The sequence below is a fragment of the Pseudoalteromonas sp. CST2 genome, from assembly GCF_028599385.1.
GTDB lineage: Bacteria > Pseudomonadota > Gammaproteobacteria > Enterobacterales > Alteromonadaceae > Pseudoalteromonas > Pseudoalteromonas atlantica.
This window is the reverse complement of the sequence record NZ_JAQREO010000001.1, coordinates 508,134-529,061: the sequence shown is the minus strand read 5'-3', so window position 1 is coordinate 529,061 and position 20,928 is coordinate 508,134. Positions and strand designations below refer to the sequence as shown.

Here is a 20,928-nt window from a genome sequence, read left to right as displayed (position 1 = left end):
CATAAACCCCTTGCTTTATGCGTTAAAAACCAAATAATGAAGCAATTATAAACTGGGTAAGAATGAGGAAAATGAGCTATATACTAACCACCCAATGTGCCGACGATGTAGGCCTAATTGCCAAAATTACAGGGCTTTGCCACGCGCACAATTTAAATATTACACGTAATAACGAATTTGTAGATAAAGACGCCAAGCGCTTTTTTATGCGCACTGAACTAACCGGCGAGCCACAAAGTGACTTTTTATCGAAATTACGCGCTTTATTACCTGAGGGTGCACAACTTGCTCTACATGATGATACAAAAACTAAAGTGGTACTGCTTGCAACAAAAGAAGCACATTGCTTAGGATCTGTATTACTTAAACAGTTTGAGCAAGCGTTAAATATTGAAGTATTAGCTGTGATTGCCAACTACCCAGATTTAGAGCCGTTAGCAAAAGGCTTTGATGTGCCTTTTCATGTTGTTTCGCACGTAGGCCTAAGTCGCGCCGAGCATGATGAAAAAGTAGGTGATTTAATTGCCTCTTATAACCCTGACATTATTGGCTTAGCAAAATACATGCGCATACTAAGCCCTGAGTTTGTGGGTCGCTTTGAGAACAAAATTATTAATATTCACCACTCGTTTTTACCGGCCTTTATTGGCGCTAAACCGTATCATCAAGCATTTGAGCGCGGCGTAAAAATTATTGGTGCTACGGCTCACTTTGTAAATAATGAGCTAGATGAAGGCCCTATTATTTTACAAGACGTCACCAGCGTAACACACGCTAATACCGCTGAAATGATGGCTAAAATGGGTAAAGACGTAGAAAAAACCGTGTTTAGTAAAGCCTTACAACTAGCTTCTGAACACAAACTATTTATTAACGGTAATAAAACCGTGGTATTTAGCTAATACCATTTCGCATAATTAAGTGATCTATTTTGAGAATGGATAAACGTGTTGATAGCAAGGCAAAAAATTCGCTATTTAGTTGCTCTAAATGAGAATTTTTTAACGCAGATAGCGACACGTTTAGCCCCTGAAAATGATTAAGTATTATTGCGGATTGGTATAAGACCCCTTTTTACATACTATAAAGCCAGCAACAGGGTTTCCCCTTTTGCTGGCTTTTTTATGCCTAACAGCTTAATTAGAGTCAGATATTAGCTGTAGCTGTGTTTTATCCGACACCATAATTAATTCTAAATTGGCATCCACCATTAAGGTGTGTAATAAATAGGTGACTCAGGCCCTACTGGCAAGCCTAAAGCAAACACCCATACGTAAAATAAAATGACCCAACCGATAAAAAACACAATACTGTATGGCAGCATAGTGGCCACTAACGTTCCTATACCCATGTCTTTTTTATATTTAACTGCCACCGCTAAAATTAAGCCAAAATAGCTCATCATTGGGGTGATTAAGTTAGTCACAGAGTCACCAATACGATACGCCGCTTGGATGGTTTCTGGCGCGTAACCAATAAGCATAAGCATAGGCACAAAAATAGGGGCTGTAATCGCCCACTGCGCCGATGACGAGCCTAAACTCAAGTTAACCATTGCACACATTAATATAAACAATACAAATACTTCTGGGCCAGTAAGGTTTAACGCTTGTAATAGTGCTGCACCATTAATTGCCAAAATAGTGCCTAAATTAGTCCATTTAAAAAAGGCCACAAACTGGGCTGCAAAAAATACTAATACTATATATAAACCCATTGAGCTCATGCTTTTGCTCATTGCGTTAATAATGTCTTTATCGTTTTTCATGCTGCCAACAACACGCCCATAAACAAAGCCTGGCACACTAAAAGTTACAAATATAATTGCGACTATTCCTTTTAAAAAAGGCGAGCCTGCCACTTGGCCTGTTTCTGGGTGGCGTAAAATGCCATCGGCAGGAATAATCGTCCAAGCAAATAACGACAGCACCACTAATAAAGCAACGCCCGCCCATTTTAGACCGGTTTTTTCTAACGTGGTAAGTGTATCAATATTGTTTTGTGACAAGTCGATACTGGCTTCATCGGGGTTATATTTACCTAAACGCGGCTCTACTATTTTTTCGGTTACAAGTGTACCCAGTGCGGCAATAAGTAATACTGATATCATCATGAAATACCAGTTAGCCTCGGCGCCAACTTCGTACGTTGGGTCAATCATTTGTGCTGCTGGCGTAGTTATACCTGCTAATAATGGGTCTATTGTGCCAAGTAGTAAATTAGCGCTATAGCCGCCAGAGACACCGGCAAATGCAGCCGCTAAGCCTGCTAAAGGGTGGCGCCCCAAACTATGAAATATCATGGCTGCAAGCGGAATTAACACCACATAGCCAAGCTCAGAAGCTGTGTTAGACATTATGGCCGCAAACACCACCATAAAGGTAACTAAACGCTTTGACGCACCCATAACCATGCCTCGCATAGCAGCAGAGAGTAGCCCTGAATGCTCTGCAACACTTACCCCAAGTAGTGCCACTAATACTGTGCCTAAAGGCGCAAAACCGGTAAAGTTAGTAACCAGGCCAGCCATAATACGCTGTAGCCCTTCAGCACTGAGTAAACTAACAACTTCAATTACTCCATCAGGCGCACGCCCTGCTGCCCCAATCGGTCTTGGGTCAATTGCGCTTAGCCCAAACCAATCAGCAATACCACTAATTAGCACAATCGAAACCGCAAATATCGCAAATAAAGTAATGGGATGAGGAAGCATATTTCCTAAAAACTCAACGGTTGCTAAAAAGCGATTAAATAAGCCGTTATTGTCTTTAGGTTGATTATTAGGTGAGTGTGTGGAGTCTGTCATACTTGGCTCTATAAATTACAAAATTGCGCTAACCTAGCATTGTTTGCAAAAGAGATCATGTATAAAAGGTAAATAACGTGTAGGTTTTAAGTTTAAAAAGCGCTGCTTGAGTGTATTGGCTTTTGTGGATTGAAGTTTATTCAGTCTTGCCATATCACCGAGAACAGCGCATATCTGGTATCTGTAAGCGCTTATCACCTATAAACAGGCAATAAGCACATTAGCTAGACACTGCTTTGCCTAAACAATAAACAAATTTTAGCGCTTTTAATATTTTAAGCTTGCTCTATTGGTTCTAGTTGTAATTTAGCGGCAATAAGAACGGCTTGGGTACGGTTATAAACGCCAAGTTTTCTAAAAATTGCGGTAATGTGTGCTTTGACTGTTGCCTCAGAAATATGTAGTTCGTACGCTATTTGCTTATTTAGTAACCCTTCATGAAGGTATTGCAATACACGATATTGCTGCGGCGTTAACGATGCAACCTGCGCGGCAATTTCTCTGTCTTCTCCTTCTATTTCGGCTACTTTATTCTTTAACTCTTTTGGAAGCCACGTATCGCCTTCTAGTATTTGGTTTATAGCATTAGCAATATCATCTGAAGATGATGACTTAGGAATAAAGCCCATTGCGCCATAACCCATTACCTTAGACACTATGTTGATGTCTTCACTTCCTGAGACAACCGCTATGGGTAAGCTTGGGTAGTCTTCGCGAATGCGGATCAGGCCATATAAATCGCCATTACCTGGCATGTGTAAATCTAGCAGTAATATATCAAGATCTTCTTGTTCGCTAAGTACTTGCAGTGTGCTGTCAAAATCTGATGATTCAAATACCTCTAAATCGTCAAACTTAGCACCTAATGCTCCTTTTAGTGCCTCGCGAAATAACGGATGATCATCCGCTATTAAAAACTGACTCATGGTTCGCTCCTAATAAATTCGGCTGCCAATAAGGTATAAAGTACTTACTGACAGCCGATATACTACGTTTAGAATCAACTTGTAATCAAGTTTTTAACGCGCATTTAACGATTTAATCGGTTTTCTATGAGCTCATCTACCACGGTTGGGTCTGCAAGTGTTGATGTATCCCCTAGCTGTTGATGTTCATTTGCGGCTATTTTACGTAAAATTCGACGCATAATCTTACCTGAACGCGTTTTTGGTAGGCCTGGCGACCATTGAATCATATCAGGGGAAGCTATTGGGCTTAGTTCTTTACGTACCCAATTACGGACTTGAGTTGTCAGCTCATCACTTACAGTAACGCCCTCATTTGGCGTAATGTAAACATAAATACCTTGGCCTTTAATATCATGCGGATAACCTACTACGGCGGCCTCTGCTACAGCTTCGTGAGCAACCAGCGCGCTTTCTATTTCAGCGGTGCCTAAACGATGCCCTGATACATTAAGCACGTCATCAACACGCCCTGTGATCCAGTAATAGCCATCTTCATCACGACGACAGCCGTCACCTGTAAAGTAAACACCGGGGTAAGCACTAAAATAGGTTTGTTCAAAACGTTCGTGGTCGCCATAAACAGTACGCGCTTGTGAAGGCCAGCTATCTAATATCACTAAATTACCGTCAACGGCACCTTCTAGTGTATTACCCTCTGCATCAAATAGAGCCGGCGCAATACCAAAAAACGGATGCGTTGCTGAACCTGGCTTAGTTTGGGTGGCACCAGGCAGTGGGGTGATCATAATGCCGCCCGTTTCGGTTTGCCACCACGTATCTACGATTGGGCAATTAGCATTACCAATATTTTCGTAATACCACGTCCATGCTTCAGGGTTGATGGGTTCACCCACCGAGCCTAAAATGCGTAAACTTTGACGATTAGATGACGCGGTTGGCTCATCGCCTTTAGCCATTAACGCTCGAATAGCGGTTGGTGCAGTGTATAAAATGGTTACGCCGTGCTTATCAATCACCTCCCCCATGCGCCCTGCAGTTGGGTAGGTCGGCACGCCTTCAAATACCACTTGCGTACAGCCATTAACCAGTGGGCCATAAGCAATATAGCTGTGGCCGGTGATCCAACCTACATCGGCGCTACACCAATATACGTCGTCCTCTTGTAAATCAAATACGTATTCGTGGGTCATTGATGAGTAAACTAAGTAACCCCCTGTAGTATGCACAACCCCTTTTGGTTGGCCGGTAGAGCCCGAAGTATATAAAATAAAGAGTGGATCTTCTGCATTCATTGGCTCCGGTTCGCACTGCGCCGGTTGGTCGGCTACAAGCTCATGCCACCAAATATCGTGCTCGTTCCAATCAACTTCGCCACCGGTTAGCTGATGTACAATAACGTGTTCAATGCTTGTCACCAACTCTTGTGCTACGGCTTCATCAACATTCGCTTTTAAAGGAACACAATTACCAGCTCGGCGGCCTTCATCGGATGTGATCACCACTTTAGCGCCAGAGTCTTTAATTCGATCTGCAATGGCAGAGGGAGAAAAACCACCAAATACAACCGAGTGAATAGCACCAATACGTGCACAGGCCTGCATGGCGTAAATTGCTTGCGGCGTCATCGGCATATAAATAGCAACTCGGTCACCTTTTTGTACGCCCAGTTTTTTTAAACCATTAGCAAAGCGTGCCACTTCATCATGTAATTGTTGGTAGGTAATGTTTTCACTTTGGTTTGGGTTGTCTCCTTCCCAAATAAGCGCAACTTTATCGGCTTTGGTTTTTAAATGGCGGTCAATACAGTTATAAGAGGCATTTAAAACTCCATCTTCGTACCATTTTATATCGATATGGCCTTTATCAAATGAGGTGTTTTTTACTTTGGTATACGGAGTAAACCAATCTAAGCGCTGGCCATGTTCACGCCAAAACCCTTGTGGGTCATCAATCGACTGTTTGTAGAGTGTATTATATTTTTCGTTATCAACTAACGTCGTTTTTTCAATATGTGCAGGAACAGGATAGATACTTTGTGACATCTCAGTCTCCATTTTAATAACTTGCCATGATTAAAGGATTACTCAGCAGTACTTTATTAAGTATTAGACCTTAGTTGTACAACCCTTCTAATTAACATTTTGTGGTTTATAATCTCGCCGCTCATGACTTTTTTACATAGAAATACAGTATGTTAAATATAAGTAAGTGGCCATTGAATTACTCTTAAACCTTCGTCTTATAGACCAATAGGTAATTGAGTAAATTTTGCACATATTTAAAAGTGGTTTTCGGACATTAAAATAATGATGCAGCCATGCAAGTTAAACACTTATTTAACGAACTCGTAGCGTGATGCAAGATAAATAAATTTTTATTCGTAAGTAATACCTGTAGCAAGTAATACATTTGAACGTTTAAAAAGCAACAAACAACAAGTAGCCTTTAAAGGACACCACAATGAAATTTACCCCATTAAAAACTCTTGCAGCGAGTGCTGTATTATGTGCTTTAACAAGCACAGCTTATGCGGCAACTGCAGCTAAAGTAGGTAACACCGAATTTACTTACGGCGGATACATTAAGCTAGATACAATGTGGAGTGATTACTCTGCAGGCGCTCCTGATGGCTCAAATGTAGGGCGTGATTTTTACGTACCAAGCACACTGCCAGTAGGCGATGACGATGATTCGGATGCCGTATTTGATATGCATGCACGTGAGTCACGTTTTAACTTTGGTACGTCAACGTTAATGGATAACGGTAAAACAGTTAAAACTAAAATTGAGTTAGACTTTTTAGCATCGGCCCCTGGCGGTAACGAGCGCGTATCAAACTCTTATGCTCCACGTATTCGCCATGCATTTGTAACTTACGATGGCTGGTTATTTGGTCAAACATGGTCAAACTTTCAAAACGTGGGTGCACTGGCAGAAACACTTGATTTTGTAGGCCCTGCTGAAGGCACTGTTTTTGTTCGCCAAACGCAAATTAAGTACACAACCGGTGCTTGGTCGTTCTCACTAGAAAACCCAGAAAGCACAATTACCACTCAAGGTGGCGCACGTGTAGAAACAGATGATGCGTCACTTCCTGATTTTACTGCGCGCTACACACACAATGCCGATTGGGGTAACTTTGTAGTTGCAGCACTTGCTCGCCAACTTACTTATAAAGTAGGCGATGTTGACGCTGATGAAACCTCGTTTGGTATTAGCGCTTCGGGCCGTGTAAATTTTGGCGAAGACTATCTTAAATTTATGCTTACACAAGGTAAAGGCCTTGGCCGTTACGTGGGCTTAAATGTTGCCCATGGTGCAGTGCTTAATGGCGATGAACTAGATGCAATAGACTCAACATCTGGTTTTGTTGCTTATCAGCATAAATGGACAAGCCAGTGGCGCTCAACTTTCTTATATTCTTTCTTTAGTGCTGACAACAACACCGATCTATTAACAATATCAGGTGACCCTGTTGAATCAAGCCAAAGCTTTAGTGCAAACATTTTATACTCACCTGTTAAGCGTTTAACATTTGGTGCAGAGTTTAAACATGCCGAGCGCGAAACAGAAAGTGGTATTGACGGTGATTTAGAGCGCTTACAATTTTCTGTAAAATACAATTTTTAATTAAACATAGTGATCACAATAAAGCGGCTCAGGCCGCTTTTTTTAGCTATACAACTTGAACTCTGTTTAAAAGGTTTAATAGTACTGTGATAGTAATGGTATTTAAGAATGCTTTTTTGTCTGATATTTTCAGTAAATTAAACACGGTTAGCACTTAAACAAGCTAAAATAGCAGCATTTGGAAGAGCTCAGATAAAAGTTTGTACAGAAATAGCACCCTCTTTGCGATTAAGGAGTATTACCTTAGCGCTAAACTAAGCGGCTACTTAGTTGCTAAAATCCACTAAATTCCCACAATTTCGGATAACTATTAATTATTTTACACAAACAACAAACATGTTATTGAAAATCACTCTCATTTAGATTATGTTATGCACTTCTTTTTTGAACCTATTGGAAAAACACATGTCGTCCCAACAAATTTTGCGTTTATCTAAGCTAAGCCTTATTACTTCACTTGTTTTATCTGGTCATGCATTTGCACAAGAAACTACAACAAATACAGATGACTCATTAGAAAAAATAGCAGTGTATGGCCAGCATCATAAAAACTACATCACAGAAGATGCGCAATCTGCTACAAAATTAGGCCTAACAATCAAAGAAACCCCACAAAGTATTTCTGTTGTTTCTCGCGCTTTAATGGATGATTTTTCACTAGATGATATTAACTCAGTGCTAGAGAGCACCCCCGGTGTAACTGTAGAACAAATAGAAACTGACCGTACTTATTTTAAAGCCCGTGGCTTTGAAATAACAAACTTTCAGGTTGATGGTTTAGGCATCCCACAAAGCTCAGGCTCTATTCAGGGCACTTTAGATACGTCTATTTACGACCGTGTAGAAATTGTACGTGGTGCAAACGGCCTTATGACTGGCGCAGGTAACCCATCTGCAACCGTAAATATGGTATTAAAAAAACCAACTTACATAACTCAAGCGCATGCATCTGCATCGTATGGTTCATGGAACAACAAGCGTTTAGAAGTAGATGTTTCAACGCCAATTAACGACGACCACGCTGTGCGCGCCGTATTTACCAAGCAAAAAGCGGAGTCATACCTAGATCGTTACGAAACAGATAAAACAATTGCTTATCTTGCTTACGAAGGCAAGCTAACCGACGACACGACATTAAGCATCAACTATGTTAACCAACAAAAAGATGCCGATAGCCCACTTTGGGGCGCACTCCCTCTTTATTACACCGATGGCACAGCAACAAACTACGACGCCTCTACAAGTACGGCATCTGATTGGTCTTACTGGGATAACAGCGCAGAGCAAGTATATGTAACACTTGAGCAAAACCTATCGGCTACGTGGGTTGCAACAGCGCGTTACGCACACATAGAAAACGAGCAAGACTCGGAACTATTTTACGTATATGGCACACCAGATAGCGAAACTGGCCTTGGTTTAACCGGTTACGCAAGCCGTTACGACTACGAAGATAAGCACGATTTATTTGATTTATACGCCAGCGGTAAATTTGATTTATTTGGCCAAGAGCACGACCTGTCATTTGGTGTTAGCCAAGCAAAAATGGATTACAACGAACAGTCGCTTTACGATTACACCACGGGCAACGGCTTCCCAGCAATGCCTTCGCTTGATACATGGGATGGCGTAGTACCTGAAGCAACCCTTGCTGATGGCTTAAATGGCAGTGACATAGAAAACAAACAGCAATCAGCTTATATGTCTACTCGCATTAAATTAAGCGCTCCGCTAAGTGTGTTAGCAGGTGTACGTTACACTGATTGGGAAACATCCGGCACTGCTTATGGTGTAGAACAAACACGTAACGACAGCGAAGTTATCCCGTATGTGGGGGCTGTGTATGACTTTAATGAATCGCTTTCAGCCTACGCAAGTTACACAGAGACCTTTGTGCCACAAAAAGAGCTTGATATTAATGCTGAGCAATTGGCGCCAATTACAGGTAAAAGTAGCGAAATTGGTTTAAAAGCACAGCTTTTAGACGACCAAGTATTTGTAACCTTTGCTTACTTTGATGCAAAACAAGAAAACCTAGCTGTTGCATTACCTGATTCATTACCAAGCGATACTCGTTATTATGGTGCTGATGGTATCACCAGCGACGGTTTTGAAATTGAATTAAGTGGTAAAGTGACCGACGATTTAAGTGCAAGCATCAGCTTTAGTAATTTAAGTATTGATGGTGATGATTTAGTTGAAGATTACACGCCAGAGAACCAGCTAAAACTGGCTGCAACTTACCAAGTACCATTTGTTGAAGGCTTAACTTTTGGTGCAAATTATCGTTGGCAAGACTCGGTTAGCCGCGTACAAGTTGAAGATGCAACCGGCGCTGCACTTGTAACCACGAACCAAGATGCTTACGGTATTCTTGATTTAATGGCTAACTACAAAATTACAGAAAACGTTGGGGTTACTTTTAACGTTAATAACACCACAGATGAAAAATACCTACACAGCTTATACTGGGCTCAAGGTTATTACGGTGCGCCACGTAACTACGCGCTATCTGTAAACTGGCAGCTATAAGTCGCTTTTTAAAGTACGGCTTTTAAATTTAAACGGCACTTTTTAGTGCCGTTTTTGCTTTAAGCCCCCTTAAGTTAAAGCGCTTATCCCCCTCCTTGCGCTATCTATTTTATGCAAAGTCCTAGCAATACCATGCTTTTATTACGCGCCTCAATTAAAAAGCGTACTTGTTAGCCAGCCTCGCTGTAAATATGGCTAAGTGCTATTTAAACTGCATCTATTAAAACCTGTAAGGTTATCGTTTTAACGTGCTTTAAACACAAAAAGGCGCTAACCATTGCTGGTTAGCGCCTTTTAAAGCTCGGGTCAAATCAAGCTTAGAGAACGTTTACACTTAAAGGTCAGGCTCAGCGCCTAATACGTCTTCGCCATCTTCTGGCTCAACCGTTGCTTTTAATAGCAACATATCACGTAACTTACCTTCAATTTCATCTGCAATTTCTACGTTTTCTTTCAAAAACTTAATAGAGTTTGATTTACCTTGGCCTACTTTATTGCCGTTGTAGCTGTACCAAGCACCTGCTTTTTCAACAATTTTGTGCTTAACACCTAAATCTATTAACTCACCTTGTTTAGAAATACCTTCACCATACATAATGATGAACTCAGCTTGTTTAAACGGTGGTGCAACTTTGTTTTTAACTACTTTAACGCGGGTTTCGTTACCGACTACCTCATCGCCTTCTTTAACAGAGCCGATACGACGAATATCAATACGCACTGATGCGTAAAACTTAAGTGCATTACCACCAGTTGTTGTTTCAGGGTTACCAAACATTACACCAATTTTCATACGAATTTGGTTAATGAAAATACATAGCGTATTTGAGCGTTTAATATTACCTGTAAGCTTACGTAGTGCTTGCGACATTAAACGTGCTTGTAAGCCCATGTGCGAGTCGCCCATGTCGCCTTCAATTTCAGCTTTTGGTGTAAGCGCTGCAACAGAATCGACAATAACAACATCTACAGCACTTGAACGTACTAACATGTCACAAATTTCTAGTGCTTGCTCACCGGTATCTGGCTGAGACACTAACAGCTCATCAATGTTAACACCTAACTTTTGTGCGTATACCGGATCAAGAGCATGCTCAGCATCAACAAAGGCACATGTTTTGCCTTCTTTTTGAGCCTGCGCGATAACTTGCAAAGTAAGCGTTGTTTTACCTGAAGACTCAGGGCCATACACTTCAACAATACGCCCCATAGGCAAACCGCCTATGCCTAAAGCAATATCAATCCCAAGTGAGCCTGTAGATACAGCATCAATATTTAGGGCTTTGTTATCGCCCAGTTTCATAATTGATCCTTTACCAAATTGACGCTCAATTTGTGATAGAGCAGCGTCCAGCGCTTTTTGTTTATTATCGTTCATTCTGTTCTCCAAATCCGGCTAATGCGAACAAGTATACTGTATGAAATCACAGTATCAAGTGAAATTTATAATTTTATCTTCTCGATAGTTTTTTTCAATGCAAATTCAATAGCTTGCATTCTAACTTGCGCTCTATCGCCGTTAAATATTTGTTTAAAAGTAAATTGTTCATTGGCAATTTGTATGCAAAACCACACAAAGCCAACTGGTTTATCGGACGTAGCGCCACCTGGCCCAGCAATGCCCGAAATTGCCACGGCAACATCAGCTTTGGCAACGCTTGCGGCACCAAAAGCCATCTCTTTTACTGTTTGCTCACTCACCGCACCAAATTGCTCTAGCGTAGTATTGGCCACATTAAGCAGTTCATGCTTAGCTTCATTACTATAAGTAACAAATGCGCGGCCCAAATAACCTGAGCTACCTGGCGTATCTGTAAGCGCATAACTCACTCCGCCACCAGTACATGATTCAGCGGTAGTGATCCATAAGCGTTTATCCGTTAAAATAACGCCCAATTGCGCAGCAAGTGTTTTAATCTCTTGATGTAATTCCATATTCAGCCTTTGGGTAAATACATGTCGTTTGATCTTTATGCACCGCACACTATAAAACAACAAACCCCTATGATGCAGCAGTATCTAAAAATAAAATCAGAGCATCGCGATATTTTATTGTTTTATCGTATGGGGGATTTTTATGAACTCTTTTTTGACGACGCTAAACGCGCGGCCCAACTACTCGATATTTCGCAAACGCATCGCGGTAAAGCCGGCGGCGATCCTATCCCTATGGCGGGTGTCCCTTATCATGCAGTAGAAAACTATTTAGCTCGTTTAGTGCAAATGGGCGAATCGGTTGCTATATGTGAGCAAGTTGGCGATCCTGCAACCAGTAAAGGGCCAGTAGAGCGCAAAGTCGTACGTATCGTTACACCGGGTACTATTTCAGATGAAGCGCTATTGCAAGAACGCCAAGATAACTTACTCACTAGCGTATGGCAAAATAAAAAAGGGCTATACGGTATTGCCTACCTTGATATAAATTCAGGGCGCTTCAACGTAGTTGAAGTTAACACCGACGAAGCATTTACTTCAACCTTACAGCGCTTAGCACCCGCTGAGCTTTTATACTGTGAAAGCTTTGAAAACACACATTTAATTGAGCATATAAAAGGGGCACGGCGACGCCCTGAGTGGGAGTTTGACCTAGACACCGCGCAACACTTACTGTGCGAGCAGTTTGGCACCAAAGATTTAGTTGGTTTTGGTGTAGATAAAGCGCATGCTGCTTTGGTCGCTGCGGGTTGTTTAATGCAATACGTAAAAGATACCCAGCGTATTGCGCTACCCCACATTCGCGCTATTACGCTTGAGCATAACGAGCACGCAGTTATATTAGATGCGGCAACACGCAAAAATTTAGAACTAACCGTTAATTTATCGGGCGGCTTTGAAAACACCTTAGCGCAGGTACTTGATAAAACCGCCACGGCCATGGGGTCGCGTTTACTTAAACGCCGTATTCATACACCTGTGCGTAATAAAAATGAGCTTAACTCACGTTTAAATGCCATTAGCGCAATTTTAGATGTGCAGTTATATGGCGAGTTACACGATTCATTAAAAGAAATTGGTGACATAGAACGCGTAATAGCACGACTTGCTTTATGCACCGCACGCCCGCGCGATTTAACCCGACTGCGCAGTGCCCTACAAGCACTCGCACCACTGCACGCATTATTAAACAATGCTAATGATGAGCGTATCGCTAGCATTGTTCGCCATTCTCCAGAGCTGCCTGAACTACAAGCTTTACTTGAGCGTGCTGTTATTGATAACCCACCAGTACTAATTCGCGATGGGGGCGTTATTGCACCTGGCTACAACAGCGAACTCGATGAATGGCGAAACTTGAGTAAAGGCGCTACCGATATACTTGAGCAACTAGAGCTTAGAGAGCGCGAGCGCACCGGGATCAGCACATTAAAAATTGGCTATAACAAGGTGCATGGCTTTTTTATCGAGGTAAGTCGTGCAAATTCACACTTAGTACCTGCTGATTATATTCGCCGCCAAACGCTTAAAAATAATGAACGCTACATAATACCTGAACTAAAAGAGCACGAAGATAAAGTGCTTGGCAGCCAATCAAAAGCTCTTGCACTTGAAAAACAATTATATGAAGAGCTATTTGAGTTTATAGCCCCGCATATTGAACAGCTTCAAATGATGGCTGGCGCATTAGCTGATTTAGATGTATTGAATAACTTAGCAGAGCGAGCCCAAACGCTTAACTATGCTAAACCACAGCTATGCGATGATGACAATATAAGTATTAAACAAGGTCGCCACCCTGTGGTAGAGCAAGTAATGAAAGAACCTTTTATTGCCAACCCTGTGGAGCTAAATAGCCAGCGTAAAATGTTGATTATCACCGGTCCAAACATGGGTGGTAAATCAACCTATATGCGCCAAACAGCACTTATCGTATTGATGGCGCATATTGGCTGTTATGTCCCTGCTGATAGTGCAAAAATTGGTAATATTGACCGTATATTTACACGCATTGGTGCAAGCGACGATTTAGCCTCTGGTCGCTCTACTTTTATGGTAGAAATGACCGAAACTGCCACAATTTTAAATAATGCAACTGCGCAATCTTTGGTATTAATGGATGAAATAGGCAGAGGTACCAGTACCTACGATGGCTTGTCACTTGCTTATGCAACGGCTGATCATCTGGCACAAAAAATATCTGCTAAAACATTATTTGCTACGCACTACTTTGAATTAACGGAACTTGCCGAGCAAAAAACTGGACTGGTGAATGTGCACTTAGATGCCATAGAGCACAACGACACCATTGCATTTATGCATACTGTGCTTGATGGTGCAGCAAGTAAAAGCTTTGGCTTACAGGTCGCAGCGCTTGCCGGCGTGCCTAAAGCCGTGATAGCCCAAGCAAAACAAAAGCTTAAACTGCTCGAAAACCACCAAAGTGTAACAGCGCCTAATGCTGAGCAGCAGGCGTTTTCATTTGCTAATGAGTTACCTGCGCCTGAGCCTTCAGAGGTTGAGGAGCAACTCAATGCCATTGACCCTGATAACCTATCGCCGCGTCAAGCACACGAACTTCTTTATAAATTAAAGGCTCTGCTTTAAATATAGATAACTTGAGCGGTGGTTAAGAAGCTGATAACACAGTGAATAGTATTTCTTGGGGGTTGTAAGACATAAAAAAAGCTGAAGGTTTTATTCTTCAGCTTTTAAACACATAGACAGTATAAAAGGGAGTTACGAGAACTGGTCAAACAAACTTTCTGTGCTTAACCCTTCTTGTTGTAAAATATCTTTTAAACGACGTAATGCTTCTACCTGAATTTGTCTTACGCGCTCTCGCGTTAAACCAATTTCACGGCCAACATCTTCAAGTGTTGATGGCTCATAGCCAAGTAAACCAAAGCGACGCGCTAATACTTCACGTTGTTTAGGGTTTAACTCACCTAACCAATCAACAATATGTTTGTTAATATCATTGTTTTGAACTTCGCCCTCAGGGCCTGCGCTTTTTTCATCGGCAATAATGTCTAACAGTGCGCTGTCGTTCTCACCGCCAATTGGCATATCAACTGAGGCAATTTTTTCGTTTAAGCGTAGCATTTTAGTTACGTCTTCTACGGGTCTACCTAAGCTTTCAGCAATTTCTTCAGCAGTTGGCTCATGGTCTAGCTTTTGTGTCAGCTCGCGTGCTGTACGCAAGTAAACATTTAATTCTTTAACTACATGTATTGGCAGGCGAATTGTGCGCGTTTGATTCATAATGGCGCGTTCAATTGTTTGGCGTATCCACCACGTTGCATAAGTCGAAAATCTAAAACCGCGTTCTGGGTCAAACTTTTCAACAGCGCGAATTAAACCTAGGTTACCTTCTTCAATTAAATCTAGAAGTGCTAATCCTCGGTTGTTATAACGGCGGGCAATTTTTACAACTAAACGTAGGTTACTTTCAATCATACGCTTGCGAGATGCTTCACATCCACGTAGCGATTTGCGGGCAAAAAAGACTTCTTCTTCAGCGCTAAGTAGGGGAGAAAAACCAATTTCTCCTAAATAAAGTTGGGTTGCATCAAGGTTTTTAGTTACTTCCTCTTTTGCAAATATCTCTTCTTCGTTATCAACCTCTTCAAGTAATGCTGCAGTTTCTTCTACTGCGGTGTCATCAAATTTTTCGTCGGTGGTGTTTTTGTCAAGTTTTGCTGCGTTAGCCATAAGCCTTCTCCCGAGCAATTATCAATACCTAAAAATTAGGGAAGGTATTTAGCAGGATTGACAGCTTGCCCACGGTAGCGAATTTCAAAACGAAGCGCAGTGACCGAAGATTCTGACTTGCCCATTTCTGCTATTTTTTGTCCTGCCTTAACTTTCTGCTTTTCTCTAACAAGTAGTTTCGAGTTATGTGCATAAGCACTTAGGTAATCATCATTATGTTTCAAAATGATTAAATTACCGTACCCTCGAAGCGCATTACCCGCATACACCACCGTTCCTTGTGCTGCGGCTAAAACTGAAGCCCCTGTACGATTAGTAATCTGTAAACCCTTGTAACCGTTTTCCTTATTAGAAAAGCGTTTAGTCACTTTGCCCTTTGCAGGCCAAAACCACTTTACTTTACTGTTCGACAAAGGTTTAGCATTACTAATTATTTCATTGGCTTGTTTTTGAACATACTCTCGTTGTTTCGGCTGATCAAGATTTTTCTTTAATTTTTTGTTAGTTTTTTGTACTTTTTTAGTGGTTGCTGAGCTTCGTTTAGCGGATGAATTGCTAGCAACCGCATGGCTACTGGTGGCTACAAGCGAAACAACTTGCCCAGGATAAATAACATAAGGTGATGGAATTGAATTGTTTTTTGCAAGCGACCTAAAATCTTGCCCTGCACTAAAGGCAATGGAATATAAAGTATCACCCTTTTGTACTGTGTATTTATTTCCACTAATGTTAATGCCTTTTTGAAAATCATTAACATTAGTATTGAGGCTACTAACAGGAGCAGGAATATGGCGAGATGAACACCCCGAAAGAAAAACAGCAATAAATACAACCACATATAATACGTACTGACTATTCAAGGTGTTTTGCTCCGAAATTTAAAAAGTACTACTTTTGCTAGTTAGCGTAATAAAAAGTAAGCAACCGCTATTAATATAACTAAACCCCAGCCAAGTACTTCAACATATTGACGTAATTTTTGCTCCATTTTAACCCCGCCCCACTTCATTAAAGCAGAAACTAAAAAGAAACGCGCACCACGGCCAACGGCAGACGCTATTAAAAATGGTAAAAATGCCATTTGTAATACCCCTGCACCAATAGTAAATACCTTATAAGGGATAGGTGAAAAGCCCGCTAAAAACACCACCCACACGCCATACTCTTTAAACCATGTAAGCGCTGTTTCAAACTTTTCTTGCCAGTGCATCTGCTCAATAAAGGGCTGTACAACAGGCTCAAATAACCAGTAACCTAAAAAGTAACCTACAATCCCCCCAAGTACTGAAGCAACTGTTGCAAAGCTTGCAAAGCGCCACGCTTTACTTGGCTGAGCAAGCGACATAGGAGCAAGCATTACATCCGGTGGTACCGGAAAAAAAACGGACTCAGCAAAGCTCATGGCTGCTAAATAGCGCTCAGCAAAGCGGTGTTTTGCCCACACTAGGGCCATATCGTATAACTTAGTAAACAATTTCAACGTGAATTCCTATTCAATATCACCAGGGACGAGAGGGACAAACCGAACTGGTGCAATAACATGCTCTGTGAAGCTATCGCCTTGGCGAATAACCATGGTTAATTTTTGTTCTTGCTCTCCAATGGGGGCAAGGAGTACACCGCCATCAGCTAGTTGTGCAAGTAAGTCTTGAGGTACTTTCGATGCGGCCGCGGTAACTATAATACCATTAAACGGGGCCTGCGATTGCCAGCCTTGCCAGCCATCTGCGTGTTTCATGGTTACATTGTATAAATCAAGTTGATGTAAACGGCGTTTAGCCTGCCATTGCAGTGCTTTTATACGCTCGACCGAATACACCTTATTAAAACACTTGGCTAACACTGCGGTTTGATAACCAGAGCCTGTGCCAATTTCTAACACTTTGTCGCGTACGCCAGCCAAATGAAGCAGCTCGGTCATACGCGCCACAATATAAGGCTGCGAAATAGTTTGCCCTTGCCCTATCGGCAACGCCGTGTTTTCGTACGCCTTGTGTTTTAGTACATCATCAATAAAGGCATGACGTGGTATATCAGCAATGGCTTTTAATACCTGTTTGTCTTCTACCCCTTCTTGCTCTAATAGCTTAGAAAGCGCAATAGCACTGCGCGAGTAATTAGCCAGCACGGTTTATCTCCATTTCAGCTAACCACTGCCCAACCGCTTCAATACTTTCTTTTGCTGTCATATCAACGCTTAACGGTGTAACTGAAGCATAGCCATTATTAACAGCGTAAAAATCAGTGCCCTCACCGGCATCGCTTTCAATACCAAGCGAGCCATACCAAAAAATATCACGCCCCCATGGGTCCGTTTGTTTGGTCATGGTTTCGGCTTTATGTCGAGCGCCTAAACGCGTAACTTGCACCCCTTTTAGCTCACTTAGAGGAATATCGGGTACATTTACATTGATAATTTGATCTTTAGGCAGTGGGTGCGATGCCAGCCCTTTAATTATATTAACGGTCACAGCTGCTGCGGTTTCAAAGTGCTCACCATGGTGCGAGCAAAGCGACACGGCAATAGCAGGCAAGCCTAAATGGCGCCCTTCGGTCGCCGCAGCCACAGTGCCTGAATACAATGTATCATCGCCCAAATTAGCGCCGTGGTTAATACCTGCTACGACTAAATCAGGCGTTTCATCAACTAACTGATTAACCCCTAAATGAACACAATCAGTAGGCGTGCCATTAACCGATATAAAGCCGTTTTCAAGCGTGGTAGAGCGCAGTGGATTTATTAACGTTAACGAGTTACTGGCACCACTACAGTTACGATCAGGGGCTACAAGGGTTACATCGGCAATTTGCGTAAGAGCCTGGTATAAAACAGCAATCCCTTTAGCGTTTACACCGTCGTCGTTACTTAGCAGTATCTTCATTTTGACTGTCCTTTTCTTTTCGCTCATTAGGGCTTGCATCGGTGTAATCCACCAGCTCACGTAAAAGTGCGGTAGCAAAACACCCTTTAGGCAATCCAAAGCTTAATTTTAAAGTCGTTTCGTCTAGTGTTTCTATGGTTAAATCTTGCGGAATGAGGCGCAGCATACGGCGCTCATTTTTAAGGCCTAATTCGCCTAAGCCCTCACACCATGCTTGGTATGGTTTTAGCCATATTTTTTCTTGTTCAGTTAAGCCCTTTTCACTTTTACCAACCATAGGGGCCGACATCATAATATCGCCAGAGGCTAAACGTGCTATGTTTTCATCGCTTATTGCATCTTCAAAAAATGCGTTACTACCGCTTAGCATAAATACTTCACGGTGCATGGTTTTAGCTAACCCATGCTCTTTAACACGTAAGCTCACTATTTGATTAAATACATGTGAACGGGCAGCGGAGATAATAATACCGCGTAGTTTTTTATCGCGAATGCGCTCGCCGGCAAACATTTTTTCGGCCATAACTAAATTATGCCCATCGCGGCCAAAGCGCTGCTCGCCAAAGTAGTTAGGCACACCCGCACGTACGGCATTAATGCGGCATAAAATATCAAGTGGCTGGGTTACATTACGAAGCGTAATAGTGAATCGGTTTCCTTTGTGGCAACCGGTGCGTAATTTACGTTCGTGGCGCTGTTGCGAAACCACAAAAATGCTGTCGCTATTGAGTTCACTAAAATCAATATGCTTTTTAATGGGTACTTTTACACTAAACCATTGGCTACACACGCCGTGGCGGTCTTTCATGCCAGCATAGCTTACTTCGCGCGGTGACACTCCAGCCTTTTGTGCAATTAACTTGGCCACATATTGCGTGTTTTCACCTTTTTTAACGACCTGTAAGCATACATGCTCACCACTGCCGGTAAATTCTATGCCGAGGTCTTCATCAACCATAAAATCTTCAGCAACGGTTTTAAAGTCTGCTTTTGAAAGCGGTGCACCGTATAGGTAATTTAAATCGCTCATGCGCTTGCTGTACTCTCAGGCGCTTTGCTCATAATAACTACCGCATGGCTAGAAATACCTTCTTTACGCCCTTCAAAGCCGAGCTTTTCGGTGGTGGTCGCTTTAACATTGATTTGTGAAAGCTCGCAATTTAAATCGCTGGCTAAATTAGTGCGCATAGCGTGGATGTGTGGCAACATTTTAGGAGCCTGCGCCACAATAGTGACATCGCCATTGCCCAGTACATAACCTTGCTCTTTGGCAAGGCCTACAACATGGCGAAGTAAAATACGGCTATCTATATTTTCATACTCGCTCGCCGTATCCGGAAAATGCTTACCAATATCGCCCATTGCCAAAGCGCCTAAAATAGCATCGCATAATGCATGAATAGCAACATCGCCATCTGAGTGTGCTAAAAAGCCCTGCGGGTAATCTATTTTTTCGCCGCAAATTGTTATTGGGCCTTCGCCACCAAATTTGTGTACGTCAAAACCATGGCCAATTCGAATCATAATGCTTGCTCGTTTTGTTGTTTGTTTAATAAAAACCCCGCTAGGTCTAAATCCTCCGGCGTGGTTATTTTAATATTGTCGCTGCGCCCTGCAATTAGCTTAACGGGTTTATTTGCCCACTCAATGGCACTGGCTTCATCGGTAATAGTTACGCCTTCACAAAGCGCACGTTGCAACGCATTTTTAAGCTCGTCATATTTAAAAAACTGCGGTGTAAGCGCTTGCCATAAATCATCACGAGGCACGGTTTGCTCGCTATGCGTGTTACCACGCTTTATGGTGTCTTTTACCTTGCTTGCTAAAATACCGCCTTCGTCGTCGGCTATACAATGCGCTATTAAGGTTTCAATATCGTTAATAGTAACTAAGGGGCGGGCTGCGTCGTGCACCAGCACCCATTCAGGAGGGTTATTTTCTAAAAATAATAGGCTATTAAGCACTGAGTCTGCTCGCTCTTGCCCGCCGCTGGCGCGTAAAATTCGCGAGTCTATGTGCGCAAGCGAGTCAAAATAAGGGTCGGTTTGACTAACGGCTACAACTATTTGGCTTAAGCTTTGTAATTGCGAAAGCTTACAGAGCGTGTGCTCTAAAATAGTTTTTCCTGCCAATTTAATATACTGCTTAGGTGCACTGTGCTGCATTCTGCTGCCTACGCCGGCAGCGGGTACAATGGCAGCTATTGAATTATTATTTTTCATGTTGTTTGCCCGGTAAAACACGTATAAATGTTTCATCCGGTTTAATCATTCCTAATTCGTTACGAGCGCGCTCTTCTATACCTTCTTGACCAAGCTTTAAATCTTCTATGTCGGCGGTAAGTACTTTATTGCGCTTAATTAGTTTTTCATTAGTTTGTTGATGAGAAGCCACGGCTGCTTTTAAACGCGTATAGTCTTGCACCCCGTTATGACCAAACCAAAGTCGGTATTGTATAAACAGTGCTAAGCACAACAGGCCAAGCTGAAAAAACCGCATT

The 20,928-nt window shown here is 42.1% G+C and carries 18 protein-coding genes; 4 read left to right on the top strand and 14 right to left on the bottom strand.

Annotated elements, in window-relative coordinates; all coding sequences use genetic code 11:
* The first annotated feature begins 71 nt into the window (after nt 1–71).
* Nucleotides 72–902 carry a formyltetrahydrofolate deformylase gene (gene purU, locus PSH41_RS02400; RefSeq protein ID WP_264390005.1) on the top strand — a complete coding sequence of 277 codons (831 nt, stop codon included), beginning with the start codon at nt 72–74 and terminating at the stop codon, nt 900–902.
* Between the two features lie 308 nt (nt 903–1,210).
* On the opposite strand, the gene PSH41_RS02395 is transcribed toward purU, so the two are convergent.
* The 3 genes from PSH41_RS02395 to acs all read right to left on the bottom strand — a co-directional run bounded on the left by PSH41_RS02395 (nt 1,211) and on the right by acs (nt 5,777).
* Complete coding sequence (locus PSH41_RS02395; RefSeq protein ID WP_096041267.1) at nt 1,211–2,806, bottom strand: AbgT family transporter; 1,596 nt, start codon at nt 2,804–2,806, stop codon at nt 1,211–1,213.
* Nucleotides 2,807–3,081: 275 nt separating this feature from the next.
* A complete protein-coding gene (locus PSH41_RS02390; RefSeq protein WP_096739203.1) occupies nt 3,082–3,732 on the bottom strand; it encodes a response regulator transcription factor in 651 nt (216 codons plus the stop codon).
* Between the two features lie 104 nt (nt 3,733–3,836).
* On the bottom strand, nt 3,837–5,777 hold the full coding sequence (gene acs, locus PSH41_RS02385) for an acetate--CoA ligase (RefSeq protein ID WP_273587463.1): 1,941 nt from the start codon (nt 5,775–5,777) through the stop codon (nt 3,837–3,839).
* 418 nt (nt 5,778–6,195) lie between these two features.
* Here acs and PSH41_RS02380 point away from each other — a divergent pair, with 418 nt between their 5' ends.
* Both PSH41_RS02380 and PSH41_RS02375 read left to right on the top strand, forming a co-directional pair.
* Nucleotides 6,196–7,365 (top strand): DcaP family trimeric outer membrane transporter, encoded by a 1,170-nt coding sequence (locus tag PSH41_RS02380; RefSeq protein WP_004586195.1) that lies wholly within the window; start codon nt 6,196–6,198, stop codon nt 7,363–7,365.
* A gap of 405 nt (nt 7,366–7,770) precedes the next feature.
* Entirely contained in the window at nt 7,771–9,897 is a 2,127-nt protein-coding gene (locus tag PSH41_RS02375; RefSeq protein WP_273588786.1) for a TonB-dependent siderophore receptor, read from the top strand.
* Nucleotides 9,898–10,231: 334 nt separating this feature from the next.
* Here the strand turns inward: PSH41_RS02375 and recA are convergent, their stop codons facing one another.
* Nucleotides 10,232–11,275: a recombinase RecA gene (gene recA, locus PSH41_RS02370; RefSeq protein WP_096739200.1), complete on the bottom strand. Its 1,044-nt coding sequence runs from the start codon at nt 11,273–11,275 to the stop codon at nt 10,232–10,234.
* Between the two features lie 65 nt (nt 11,276–11,340).
* Entirely contained in the window at nt 11,341–11,832 is a 492-nt protein-coding gene (locus PSH41_RS02365) for a CinA family protein (protein ID WP_064385255.1), read from the bottom strand.
* Nucleotides 11,833–11,853: 21 nt separating this feature from the next.
* On the opposite strand from PSH41_RS02365, the gene mutS reads away from it, so the two are divergent.
* Nucleotides 11,854–14,439 carry a DNA mismatch repair protein MutS gene (gene mutS / locus PSH41_RS02360; RefSeq protein ID WP_273588785.1) on the top strand — a complete coding sequence of 862 codons (2,586 nt, stop codon included), beginning with the start codon at nt 11,854–11,856 and terminating at the stop codon, nt 14,437–14,439.
* A 132-nt stretch (nt 14,440–14,571) separates the two neighbouring features.
* On the opposite strand, the gene rpoS is transcribed toward mutS, so the two are convergent.
* From rpoS to ftsB, 9 genes are read right to left on the bottom strand one after another with little or no spacing between them, the layout of a single operon-like run.
* The gene (gene rpoS, locus PSH41_RS02355) at nt 14,572–15,546 is read right to left on the bottom strand and encodes an RNA polymerase sigma factor RpoS (protein WP_024033114.1); all 975 of its coding nucleotides are present in this window, start codon (nt 15,544–15,546) and stop codon (nt 14,572–14,574) included.
* Between the two features lie 35 nt (nt 15,547–15,581).
* Nucleotides 15,582–16,406, bottom strand: a complete 825-nt coding sequence (locus tag PSH41_RS02350; protein WP_273588783.1) for a peptidoglycan DD-metalloendopeptidase family protein — start codon at nt 16,404–16,406, stop codon at nt 15,582–15,584.
* Between the two features lie 41 nt (nt 16,407–16,447).
* The gene (locus PSH41_RS02345; RefSeq protein ID WP_004586188.1) at nt 16,448–17,026 is read right to left on the bottom strand and encodes a YqaA family protein; all 579 of its coding nucleotides are present in this window, start codon (nt 17,024–17,026) and stop codon (nt 16,448–16,450) included.
* A gap of 9 nt (nt 17,027–17,035) precedes the next feature.
* Nucleotides 17,036–17,674: a protein-L-isoaspartate(D-aspartate) O-methyltransferase gene (locus PSH41_RS02340; protein ID WP_004586187.1), complete on the bottom strand. Its 639-nt coding sequence runs from the start codon at nt 17,672–17,674 to the stop codon at nt 17,036–17,038.
* Complete coding sequence (surE, locus tag PSH41_RS02335; protein ID WP_004586186.1) at nt 17,664–18,428, bottom strand: 5'/3'-nucleotidase SurE; 765 nt, start codon at nt 18,426–18,428, stop codon at nt 17,664–17,666. Before surE ends, PSH41_RS02340 begins: the two co-directional genes overlap by 11 nt.
* Nucleotides 18,409–19,458: a tRNA pseudouridine(13) synthase TruD gene (gene truD, locus PSH41_RS02330; protein WP_273588781.1), complete on the bottom strand. Its 1,050-nt coding sequence runs from the start codon at nt 19,456–19,458 to the stop codon at nt 18,409–18,411. The genes surE and truD overlap by 20 nt, the downstream gene beginning before the upstream one ends.
* Nucleotides 19,455–19,952, bottom strand: a complete 498-nt coding sequence (gene ispF, locus PSH41_RS02325; protein WP_064385263.1) for a 2-C-methyl-D-erythritol 2,4-cyclodiphosphate synthase — start codon at nt 19,950–19,952, stop codon at nt 19,455–19,457. Before ispF ends, truD begins: the two co-directional genes overlap by 4 nt.
* Nucleotides 19,949–20,650, bottom strand: coding sequence for a 2-C-methyl-D-erythritol 4-phosphate cytidylyltransferase (gene ispD, locus PSH41_RS02320; protein ID WP_024033118.1), 702 nt, complete (start codon nt 20,648–20,650; stop codon nt 19,949–19,951). Before ispD ends, ispF begins: the two co-directional genes overlap by 4 nt.
* A complete protein-coding gene (gene ftsB, locus PSH41_RS02315; RefSeq protein WP_004586182.1) occupies nt 20,640–20,927 on the bottom strand; it encodes a cell division protein FtsB in 288 nt (95 codons plus the stop codon). The genes ispD and ftsB overlap by 11 nt, the downstream gene beginning before the upstream one ends.
* Nucleotide 20,928: the final 1 nt, after the last annotated feature.